General features: G+C 60.4%; 9 protein-coding genes. 2 read left to right on the top strand and 7 right to left on the bottom strand.

The annotated features are described in order from the left end of the window. Positions 1-232 precede the first annotated feature (232 nt). From V3314_RS06255 to V3314_RS06245, 3 genes are read right to left on the bottom strand one after another with little or no spacing between them, the layout of a single operon-like run. Complete coding sequence (locus tag V3314_RS06255; RefSeq protein WP_046615927.1) at positions 233-994, bottom strand: SDR family NAD(P)-dependent oxidoreductase; 762 nt, start codon at positions 992-994, stop codon at positions 233-235. 21 nt (positions 995-1,015) lie between these two features. Next, complete coding sequence (locus V3314_RS06250; RefSeq protein WP_046615926.1) at positions 1,016-1,801, bottom strand: TSUP family transporter; 786 nt, start codon at positions 1,799-1,801, stop codon at positions 1,016-1,018. Between the two features lie 31 nt (positions 1,802-1,832). Then, the gene (locus tag V3314_RS06245) at positions 1,833-2,858 is read right to left on the bottom strand and encodes a TauD/TfdA family dioxygenase (protein WP_046615925.1); all 1,026 of its coding nucleotides are present in this window, start codon (positions 2,856-2,858) and stop codon (positions 1,833-1,835) included. 444 nt (positions 2,859-3,302) lie between these two features. On the opposite strand from V3314_RS06245, the gene V3314_RS06240 reads away from it, so the two are divergent. Next, positions 3,303-4,703 (top strand): PLP-dependent aminotransferase family protein, encoded by a 1,401-nt coding sequence (locus V3314_RS06240; protein ID WP_046615924.1) that lies wholly within the window; start codon positions 3,303-3,305, stop codon positions 4,701-4,703. Positions 4,704-4,935: 232 nt separating this feature from the next. On the opposite strand, the gene V3314_RS06235 is transcribed toward V3314_RS06240, so the two are convergent. The 3 genes from V3314_RS06235 to V3314_RS06225 all read right to left on the bottom strand — a co-directional run bounded on the left by V3314_RS06235 (position 4,936) and on the right by V3314_RS06225 (position 7,650). Further along, a complete protein-coding gene (locus tag V3314_RS06235) occupies positions 4,936-5,394 on the bottom strand; it encodes a hypothetical protein (RefSeq protein WP_046615923.1) in 459 nt (152 codons plus the stop codon). Positions 5,395-5,703: 309 nt separating this feature from the next. Next, positions 5,704-6,246 (bottom strand): single-stranded DNA-binding protein, encoded by a 543-nt coding sequence (locus V3314_RS06230; RefSeq protein WP_046615922.1) that lies wholly within the window; start codon positions 6,244-6,246, stop codon positions 5,704-5,706. Positions 6,247-6,255: 9 nt separating this feature from the next. After that, positions 6,256-7,650, bottom strand: coding sequence for an MFS transporter (locus V3314_RS06225; protein ID WP_338460030.1), 1,395 nt, complete (start codon positions 7,648-7,650; stop codon positions 6,256-6,258). Positions 7,651-7,779: 129 nt separating this feature from the next. On the opposite strand from V3314_RS06225, the gene uvrA reads away from it, so the two are divergent. Beyond that, a complete protein-coding gene (gene uvrA / locus V3314_RS06220; protein WP_338460029.1) occupies positions 7,780-10,614 on the top strand; it encodes an excinuclease ABC subunit UvrA in 2,835 nt (944 codons plus the stop codon). Between the two features lie 136 nt (positions 10,615-10,750). Here the strand turns inward: uvrA and bfr are convergent, their stop codons facing one another. After that, positions 10,751-11,215, bottom strand: coding sequence for a bacterioferritin (gene bfr / locus V3314_RS06215; RefSeq protein WP_003257116.1), 465 nt, complete (start codon positions 11,213-11,215; stop codon positions 10,751-10,753). Positions 11,216-11,315 lie beyond the last annotated feature (100 nt).

The raw sequence follows: 11,315 nt of genomic DNA, 5'->3' as shown, positions 1-11,315 counted from the left end.
CGGCGCCTCTTGGTAGTCACGGTGGCGGCCAATTGATGGCCGCCAAGAGTTAAGACTAGCCAAGAATCGAGAAGGTGCGATGACATGGGTCAGTTGAAGGCGCTGTGTTGCCTGATTCGCGGGTAAAAACGCTCCCACAGGTACTGCACATGCCCGAAGCACGGCGCTATTTCTGTGGGAGCGGGCGTGCTCGCGAACACCGGCAACGCCGGTGCCATCCACCATCGGCCGATCAGCAAAGCGGCAGGTTGCGCACTACGTTCAGCGCCGCGCTGCTCTGCGCCACCGGCATGATCTCGATGGTATTGATGTTCACATGCGCCGGCTGCTCGGCAATCCATGCCACCGTGGCCGCGATGTCCTCGGGCAGGATGGCCTCCACATCCCGATACAGCGCCTGCACGGCATCCAGGTCACCATTCAGGCGCACCACCGAGAAATCGGTCCCCGAGCACAGCCCAGGCTCGATGTTGCTCACTCGCACGCGGGTGCCCGCCAGGTCGGCGCGCAGGTTGAGGCTGAACTGGCGGACAAAGGCCTTGCTGGCGCCATACACATTACCGCCTGGGTAGGGGTAGGTGCCGGCGATCGAGCCGATGTTGATGATCATGCCACTGTCGCTTTCCACCATCTGCGGCAGGATCTTGTGGGTGACCATGGCCAGGCCGGTGATGTTGGTGTCGATCATTCGCTGCCAGTTTTCCGCACTGCTTGCCTGGGCACGGTCCACGCCCAGCGCCAGCCCGGCATTGTTGACCAGCAGGTCGATCTGCAGCGAAGCATCACGAATCTGCTCGACCGCCGTCTCTAGCGACAACGGGTCGGTGACGTCCAGCGCCAGCGGAATGAAATTGACGCCCAGCTCGGCCTCCAGCGCTAGCAGCTTGTCCATGCGCCGGGCACCACCGATCACGCGGTAGCCTTTGCCGATCAAGGTACGGCAGATGGCGCGGCCAAAGCCCGAGGAGGCGCCGGTTACGAATGCGGTTTTCATCAGTTGTCTCCTATGGAAGGGTCAGGCCAGGTACTTCACGCCCAGGCTGGTGAACAGGCAGAGCATCGAGAACACCAGCGCCTTGCGCACCACTTCGTTGCCTTTGCGCAGGGCCAGCGCGCTGCCAAGGTGGTTACCGAGGATGTTGCAAGCCACCAGCGGCAACGCCAGCAGGTAGACGACCTTGCCGGCAATGACGAAGGCCACCAGGGCGCCGATATTGGATGCGAAGTTGAAGGTTTTGGAGTTGGCCGAGCTGGAGACCAGGTCCATGCGCAGCAGGTAATGGAAAGCGATGATGAACATGCTGCCGGTACCGGGACCGAAGAAGCCGTCATAGAAACCGATGGCCAGGCAGGTCAGGGGGACCACGGTGAACAGCATGCGCGATGACAGTTCGCGCTCTTCGACCGGGCGGTCCTTGGGGGTGAGGAAGATGAGGATGCCGAAGGGGATCAGCGCCAGGATGATCTTGCCTACGGTTTCCTGGGAGATCGACACGATCAGGTGCGCTCCCAGGTAGGCACCGAGCAGCGAGAATGGCACGCCGACCAGCGCTACCTTCCAGACCATCTTGCTGTTCGCCAGGAAGTTGCGGATGGCCGCCAGCGTGCCGAGGGTACTGACCAGTTTTTCCTGGCCGAGGGCAACCTGGGGTGGCATGCCAACCAGCAGAAAGCCCGGCACCAGGAACAGCCCGCCGCCACCGGCAATGCTGTCGACGAAGCCGGCAACGAAGGCAATTGCCCCGAGCATGAGGATCGCCAGCAACCAGTGTTCAGCCCAGAAAGCGCCTAACAGTTCCATAACAGTACGTCCATCGAGTCAGTGAAAGAGATCAGGAGAGAACTTCGTAGAGGTGATCGGCCCGGGCGAAGTGCACCCGGTTCAGGTCGTTTACTGCGAACAGACGCAGCAGCCAGCGGTCGGCACCATCGTTCTGTGGCTCGAAGCCATCGCGGGCATGCAGCACGCGCTGGTTCTTGAAGATCATGAAATCGCCAGGCAGCAGCAGGTGCGGCTCATCGAAGCGGCGGGTTTCCAGCACGCTGCGCAGGCTGCCCAGGGCCTGTTCGGCACGCAGGTTCAGGCCGTGGGTGTTTTCGCTGTCGAAGCGGCACAACCATTCGCCAGCGTGACCACGCGCCAGGACTGGCAACTCGGCGGTGCAACGGCGGTTGCCTGTGAAGGAGTCCGGGCGACGGATTTCGAACTGGGGCAGGCACAGTTCGCGCACGGTCGATGGGGGTAGTGCTGCGACCACGGCATCGAGGTTTACCAGTGTGGTGCTGATGCGCGGGTCACAGCGCATACCGAAGAACGACAGGTACTCCGGGCAGCAGGAAGCGGTGCCAAGCGGCTCGGAAGAAAGCGGCAGGTCCGGGTTGTCCACATGATAGGAAAAGCGCAGCCGCGAACCATGGGAGCTCTTGTGGCTGGACGAACTGCGCGACGGTATGACATGGCGGAACAGGTGACCATCGTTCTCCCCTTCATAAACCACTGGGTTGATCCCCATCAGACTCTGCATGGTCAGGCTGACCAGGCGGGCAATGGGTGTGCTGCGCGGGCTGAGCACGCCCGAATAGGGCGTGGGCGGGATATCCCGGTCGCGCGGGCAGTTGCGCACGATCATGCTGGTCAGGTGCGGGTCTTCGACAAAACCGCGGATCTGCTGGCACAGCGCCTTGCCCAGCACTTCCTGCGCCTGATCCTTGATCTGTGGGTAAAGCTCTTTGCTCGTCTCGAAATCGAGCGGGGTGTTGTTCAGCAGGGTTTGCCAGGCGCTGGAGGTGACCCACGGCAGGCGGATCTCCAGTGCGGTCCGAGGCTCGGCCCCTTGATGCAGTTGTGCGCTTTCCATTTCGAGTGATATTCCATTGAGGCGGCTTGAGGCCGTTCGGTGTCGTGCTAAGCCGGGCAGAGGCGGCAGACGTTGTATTTTTTGAAGCCGTTCACAGCTGTGCGACGCCAGCGATTGACGCCGCTGGCCGCAATCGCACATTGAATCGACTCAATCATTGTAATTACAAAAATAAAATCGATTCAATTCATTTTCGATAGTGTAAACCTTAAGGATTGAATCGATTCAATCAACTCATTGATTTCAAAAGATTTCTATCTATCGTCACGAGATACGGTGTACGGCCGGCGAAAGGATCGCCTTTTGACGACGGGTGTCCGCTACGAACGCACAACAACCCAAAGCGACTCAATCAAGGTAATTTACCTGTACGAAAACACAATTACTTCCATCAGACCTTTCGTGCTAGGCTTCCGCGTTCTCGCAGATTCTGGTGCCATTTCTATGTGGGTTCCTCACTACAGCGACCTGGCGCAGCCGGTCTACCTGATGATTGCCGACGCCTTGGAACAAGACATTGGCAGTGGCCGGCTGGTGGCTGGCGAACGCTTGCCGACACTCAAGGATCTGGCCGAGTCCCTGAACGTGACCCCCGGCACCATCGGGCGCGCTTACGACGAAGCTGCCAAGCGCGGCCTGGTGGTAGGCGAAGTCGGCCGCGGCACCTTCGTGCTGCAGCAACGGCAGCTGCAAAGCTCTCCTCCTGCCCCGGTCGCACAGCCAAAGCCCGTGGCCGCCGAACGTGAGAGCGGCCAGATTGACTTGTCGATCATCAAGCCCAACGATGCCCACATGACCGACTGGCTGCGCGGAGCCATAAACGAGCTGGCCGCGTCGCCCGGCCTGGCGCAGGTACTCGACTACGTCACCGATGGCGGCCATGCGACCCACAAGCAGGCCGGTGCCGCCTGGATCCAGCGCTGGCTGCCCGAGGCGCGCTGGCAGCAGGTAGTTCTGACTTCAGGGGCCCAGCACGGCCTGCTGGTGGCCATCAGCAGCCTGTCGAAGAGCGACGATGTGGTGCTGTGCGAGTCGTTCTGCTACCCAGGCATCATCTCCCTGGCCCACAGCATGGGCCGCCGCCTGCGCGGCGTGGCCATGGACGAGCACGGCCTGATTCCCGAGGCACTGCGCGCGGCGTGCCTGGAGCACCGCCCTTCCCTGCTGGTGTGCGTCACCACCCACCAGAACCCGACCAACTCGATCATGCCCCACGCACGGCGCCAGGCCATCGCCGAGATCGCCCGCGAGTTCGACCTGTTCATCGTCGATGACGATATCTACGGTTTCCTTGAACCCGCACCGGATTACCAGCCACTGGCGGCGTATGCGCCCGAACGCTCGGTATACCTCACCAGCCTGTCCAAAAGTGTGCTGCCAGCACTGCGCATCGGATACCTGTACGCCCCACCGCAAACCCTCTCGCGGCTTTCGTCGATGGTACGCAGCAGCGTCTGGATGCCCTCTCCGTTGATGGCGCAATTGGCCAGCAACCTGGTCAACAGCGGCATGGCTGACCAGTTGGTGCGGGTGCAACAGGAGGAGGCGGCCGAGCGCCAGCAAATGGCCCGGGAGATCCTTGGCAAGTACAAGATCCGCAGCCAGCCCAACAGCTTCCATATCTGGCTGGAGTTGCCGGAGCCTTGGACAAGCGACGAATTCGCCAACCTGGCACGTAACAACGGAGTCACGGTAGTCAGTGGCAGCCAGTTCCTGCCAGAACGCAGCCACGCCAGCTGCGGCGTGCGCATCGCCCTGATGGCCCCCAGCCGCCAGGAACTGGGCTTTGCCCTGACCAAGCTGGTCAGCTTGCTGGACTCACCGGAGCCGCGGTTGTTTTATTGAACTGGACTGGTATTGGTGTAGCCTTCCCATTTTGGGGCACTATGCACCCGTTTCGCGACGCGAGGCCACTACAACAGGCACTCGGTGTCACAGGGTTTGATTTGTAGCCGTCAACCAAACAGGTGCAGCAGAACGGCACCAGCCAAGAACTGAGGGCAGACTGTCAAGTAAGAGGCATAACTTGAATCAATGACGAATGTGACTCTAACAAGGCCCGAGCATACTCGCTCGACTACAAGTCGATGAACACACTGAAATTATCGCCTTCCAGATATCGGACAGAAACCTGACCGCTAACATCTTGCCCATCTTCCGTTACAAACTTGTAATGGGACAGGAGAAAATCCTCCCGATAAACAATACCTTCATCCCGCTGCTTCCCGCCCCACGCCATTATCAACCCGCCGGCAATTGCAACGAGGCCGGAGTTCGCTTGTATGTATTGAACCAGAGTAGGGCCTGAAAACCGGTCATAATAAATAACCTCAGGACCGAACAGGAAGATGCCAAGGCCCAGTGCGGAAATTGCCAAACCAATGCCTATTAATACTCGACCGTAAAACGCAGCGTCCCCAGCAGGCCCCTCAAGATGAGCTGCATATATCTCGGAAAAACCGGAGACATTGTAGTTTCGCGCCTCTGATTTCAGGTTTATTTGACCTAACAGGCATTCCTTCTCAGCACTTTGCATGATCCACTCCTTTAAAAAGTGAATACTAAGCGATCAGCATAGGAAAAAGTGCGCCCCACTAGAATTTCAGAAGTCTCTGACATTTACGGTCAGCGTTTCCTATAACCAATAAAGCTGGTAACTTCTTATAGGCACTTTTCCTACTCAATGGGCTGCCGAGTTTCCCGCAATATCGCGAAGCTGGCGCCCTATCTTCGCCGCTTTCTTTTTAGAGGAAAGCCCGCACAGCACTACACTGTTTGCTCATAAAAAAACCCAAGACATCTGCCTTGGGTTTTTGGTTTTTTGCCAACTGCTTAACGGCTTGGATCAGAACGGAATATCGTCATCGAAGCTGTCGAAGTCAGCCGCTGGCTGAGGGGCTGGCTGCTGCGGTGCCGGGCGCTGAGGGGCCTGTTGCGGCCGTGGGGCCTGCTGGCGCGGCGCCTGGTTGTACTGTTGCTGCTGGCCACCGCCGTAGTTGCCGCCACCCTGGTTGTATGGGTCACCGCCCTGCTGCTGGTTCTGCGGACGACCGCCGAGCAGCTGCATGGTGCCGTTGATGTCGACGATGATCTCGGTGGTGTAGCGCTTGATGCCGTCTTTTTCCCACTCGCGGGTCTGCAGCTTGCCTTCGATGTAGCACTGCGAACCCTTGCGCAGGTATTCGCCGGCGATTTCGGCAACCTTGCCGAACAGCGACACACGGTGCCACTCGGTACGCTCGACCTTCTGACCCGACTGCTTGTCGGTCCACTGCTCACTGGTAGCCAGGCTCAGGTTGGTCACGGCGTTACCGTTGGGCAGGTAGCGGACTTCGGGATCCTGGCCACAGGTACCGACCAGAATGACTTTGTTAACCCCACGGGCCATAACGTTCTCCTAGGCTTCGCACGCCGAAGAGGCCGGGTTCACCAGGCGCTCAAGGGTCGTACGGTCCAAAATTTTCGTATCCAGTTTGATATAGATGGCGGCTTCTTCCGCCACCACGACGGCGTCGGTCACACCTGGCACAGCCATCAGGCGCTCGGTCAGGCCGGCTTCCCGCACTGCCTCTGGCGTCAGCGGCATGCGCAGACTGGTCACATAGGGCGGCTCGTTCATGCGCAAGGCAACAACCAACCAGATGGCACACAGTACCGCACAACCGAGGAACACCATGTTCAGCCCGCCATGCTGGAACAACCAGCCACCAAGGATTCCTCCCAGGGCAGCACCGAGGAACTGGCTGGTAGAGTAGACCCCCATCGCCGTCCCCTTGCCACCTGCAGGCGACACCTTGCTCACCAGTGAAGGCAGCGATGCCTCCAGCAGGTTGAATGCAGTAAAGAATACCACGGTGCCGATCACCAGTCCGCGCAAACCGTCAGCCCACTGCCAGAAGAATACCTCCACCAGCAGCAACACACTGACCGCCCCGGCCAACACGCGTTTCATCTTGCGCTTTTTTTCGCCATAGATGATGAACGGGACCATTGCAAAAAATGAGATGAACAACGCGGTCAGGTACACCCACCAGTGCTGCTCCTTCGGCAGGCCGCCGCGCTCGACAAAGGCCAGCGGCAGTGCGACGAAGCTGGCCATGAGGATCGCGTGGAGGATGAAGATGCCCACATCCAGCCGCAGAAGGTCCGGATGGCGCAGGGTCGGGCCGATGGCCTGGCGCGCCACACCTGACTCACGATGCTGCAGGATGCTGTGGGTATTGGGCACCACAAAGGCGATCAGCAGGATGCCGACCAGGGCAAGTCCTGCCGTGGCGAGGAACAATCCTGACAAGCCAAAGGCACGAGTCAGCAATGGGCCGACAACCATGGCGACCGCAAACGACAGGCCGATGCTCATGCCGATCATGGCCATGGCCTTGGTCCGATGCTGCTCGCGGGTGAGGTCGGACAGCAGTGCCATGACCGCAGCGGAAATCGCTCCGGCGCCCTGCAGGATACGCCCGGCGATCACTCCCCAGATGGAGTCGGCCTGGGCCGCCAATACACTGCCCAGCGCAAAGATGACCAGCCCCAGGTAAATCACCGGCCGGCGGCCGATGCGATCGGAAATCATCCCGAACGGGATCTGCAATACGGCTTGCGTCAGGCCATAGGCACCAATGGCCAGGCCGATCAGCGCAGGCGTGGCACTGGCCAGGTCCATGCCGTAGGTGGCCAGCACCGGCAAGACCATGAACATGCCCAGCATACGAAAGGCAAAGACCAGGGCCAGGCCGCCAGCGGCGCGGGTTTCGCCGCCACTCATGCGCTCGTTGTGGGTGTCGTGCATGGATTAACCTCGTGTGAACCGGCGGCGATTCTATCAGTCCGACAGCTTGACGGCATCTACGCGACGCTTTGCCGCGTACTGGCAGGGCGCCGTATACTTCTTTGTTTATGCCCGCCGAGCGAGGCCGCAGTGGACAAGATCCTGATTCGTGGGGCACGTACCCACAACCTGAAAAACATCGACCTGACCCTGCCCCGGGACAAGCTGATCGTGATCACCGGCCTGTCCGGTTCCGGCAAGTCGTCCCTGGCGTTCGACACCCTGTACGCCGAAGGCCAGCGCCGCTATGTGGAATCGCTGTCGGCCTACGCCCGGCAGTTCCTGTCGATGATGGAAAAGCCCGACGTCGACACCATCGAAGGCCTGTCGCCAGCCATTTCCATCGAGCAGAAGTCGACCTCGCACAACCCCCGCTCCACGGTTGGCACCATCACCGAAATCTACGACTACCTGCGCCTGCTGTACGCCCGCGTCGGCACTCCACGCTGCCCGGATCACGATATCCCGCTGGAAGCGCAAACGATCAGCCAGATGGTAGACCTGGTGCTGGAGCGCCCGGAAGGCAGCAAACTGATGCTGCTGGCGCCCGTTGTGCGCGAGCGCAAGGGCGAGCATCTGGCAGTGTTCGACGAGTTGCGCGCCCAGGGCTTTGTGCGCGCTCGGGTCAACGGCAAACTCTATGAACTCGACGAACTGCCCAAGCTGGACAAGCAGAAAAAACACAGCATCGATGTGGTGGTGGACCGCTTCAAGGTCCGCGCCGACCTGCAACAGCGCCTGGCCGAGTCGTTCGAGACCGCGCTCAAGTTGGCCGACGGGATCGCCCTGGTGGCACCGATGGATGACGAACAAGGCGAAGAGACGATCTTCTCCGCGCGTTTCGCCTGCCCGGTCTGTGGCCATGCCATCAGCGAGCTGGAGCCGAAGCTGTTCTCCTTCAACAACCCCGCCGGCGCCTGCCCTACCTGCGATGGCTTGGGGGTGAAGCAGTTCTTCGACACCAAGCGCCTGGTCAATGCCGAGCTCACCTTGGCCGAAGGCGCGATCCGCGGCTGGGACCGGCGCAACGTGTACTACTTCCAGATGCTGGGTTCGCTGGCCGCGCACTACGGCTTCAGCCTGGAGGAGCCGTTCGGCCAGCTGTCGGCCGAGCACCAGAAGGTGATCCTGCAAGGCAGCGGCAAGCAGAGCGTCGACTTCAAGTACCTCAACGACCGAGGCGACATCGTCAAGCGCTCGCACCCCTTCGAAGGCATCGTACCGAACCTGGAACGTCGCTACCGGGAGACCGAATCGGCCACCGTGCGTGAAGAACTGGCCAAGTTCCTTGGCACCCAACCCTGCCCAGATTGCCGCGGCACCCGTCTGCGCCGAGAGGCACGGCACGTGTGGGTGGGCGAGAAGACCCTGCCGGCGGTGACCAACCTGCCGATTGGTGAAGCCAGCAATTATTTCGGCGAGCTGACCCTGACCGGTCGCCGTGGCGAGATTGCGGCGAAGATCCTCAAGGAAATCTGCGAGCGCCTGCAGTTCTTGGTCAACGTCGGTCTCGACTATCTCACCCTGGACCGCAGCGCCGATACGCTGTCCGGTGGCGAGGCGCAGCGAATCCGCCTGGCCAGCCAGATCGGCGCTGGTCTTGTGGGGGTGATGTATATCCTTGATGAACCGTCCATCGGCCTTCATCAGCGAGACAATGACCGCCTGCTTGCCACCCTCAACCACCTGCGCGACCTGGGCAACACGGTGATCGTGGTGGAACACGACGAAGATGCCATCCGCCTGGCCGACTACGTGGTGGACATCGGACCGGGGGCCGGCGTGCACGGTGGGCAGATCGTCGCCGAGGGCTCGCCGCAGGAGGTCATGGACCACCCCGACTCGCTGACTGGCAAGTATCTGTCCGGCCGCAAGAAGATTGTCGTGCCGGCCAAGCGTACCCCGCGCAACAAGAAGCTACAGCTCAAGCTAAAGGGCGCACGTGGCAACAACCTGCAAAACGTCGACCTGGAAGTCCCGATCGGCCTGCTGACCTGCGTGACCGGTGTATCCGGCTCAGGTAAGTCAACGCTGATCAACAACACTCTGTTCCCACTGGCCGCAACTGCCCTGAATGGCGCAAGCAGCCTGGAGGCGGCGCCGCATGCCAGCATGGATGGCCTGCAGCACCTGGACAAGGTCGTGGACATCGACCAGAGCCCGATCGGCCGCACACCTCGCTCGAACCCGGCGACCTACACCGGCATCTTCACGCCGGTCCGCGAGCTGTTCTCCGGTGTGCCGGAGTCGCGTTCGCGCGGCTATGGTCCGGGGCGTTTCTCGTTCAACGTCAAGGGGGGCCGTTGCGAGGCCTGCCAGGGCGATGGCCTGATCAAGGTGGAGATGCACTTCCTGCCGGACATCTACGTGCCGTGCGACGTGTGCAAGAGCAAGCGCTACAACCGCGAAACCCTGGAGATCAAGTACAAGGGCAAGAACATCCACGAGGTGCTGGAGATGACCATCGAGGATGCCCGCGAGTTCTTCGACGCAGTGCCGGCGCTGGCGCGCAAGCTGCAGACGTTGATGGATGTGGGGCTGTCGTACATCAAGCTGGGGCAGTCGGCGACCACCCTGTCGGGTGGTGAGGCCCAGCGAGTCAAGCTATCGCGCGAACTCTCCAAGCGTGACACCGGCAAGACACTGTACATCCTTGATGAGCCAACCACGGGCCTGCACTTTGCCGATATCCAGCAGTTGCTGGATGTGCTGCATCGCCTGCGCGACCACGGCAATACCGTGGTGGTGATCGAGCACAACCTGGATGTGATCAAGACCGCAGACTGGCTGGTGGATCTGGGGCCGGAGGGTGGCTCGAAAGGTGGGCAGATCATTGCCTGCGGTACGCCGGAAGAACTGAGTACGATGAAACAGTCGTATACCGGGCACTACCTCAAACCGTTGCTGGAGCGGGATCGGGCGTAAGGCCTTGGGGGCGCTTTGCGCCCCTTTTCGCGGCACAAGGCCGCTCCTACAGGCGATCGCGTAATCTCTGGATTGACGCGTTCAAATGTATGAGCGGCCTTGTGTCGCGATAGGGCTGCAAAGCAGCCCCAGGCTTTTACATCTGCGACTGCAGGTAATTCTCGAGGCCAATGGCCTTGATCAGCCCCTGCTGCTTCTCCAGCCAGTAGGTGTGATCTTCTTCGGTATCAGCCAACTGAGCGCGCAGAATGTCGCGGCTGATGTAATCCTTGTGCAGCTCGCACAGCTCGATGCCTTTGCACAGCGCGCCGCGTACCTTGTACTCGAGCTTGAGGTCGGCCTCGATCATTTCCGGCACGGTGCTGCCCACTTCCAGGTCGTCCGCGCGCATGTCGGGGGTGCCTTCAAGCATGAGGATGCGACGCATCAGAGCATCGGCGTGCTGCGTCTCTTCTTCCATTTCGTGGTTGATGCGCTCGTAGAGCTTGGACAGGCCCCAGTCTTCGTACATACGCGAGTGAATGAAGTACTGGTCGCGCGCCGCCAGTTCGCCCTTCAGCAGCGTAACGAGGTAATTGATTACGTCCGGGTGACCTTGCATCGCCCTGCTTCTCCATGTGAAAACGTCTATGCCATATAGTGTGAACCAGCTTTTGCCTGGGGTCACTGAAAACCGCGCAATCAGAAGCAAAAAATCGGTT

This window comes from Pseudomonas sp. TE3-3-F2023, from assembly GCF_036784815.1.
Lineage (GTDB): Bacteria > Pseudomonadota > Gammaproteobacteria > Pseudomonadales > Pseudomonadaceae > Aquipseudomonas > Aquipseudomonas pudica.
The sequence above is the reverse complement of the archived record's forward strand: the minus strand, read 5'-3'. Positions and strand labels throughout refer to the sequence as shown.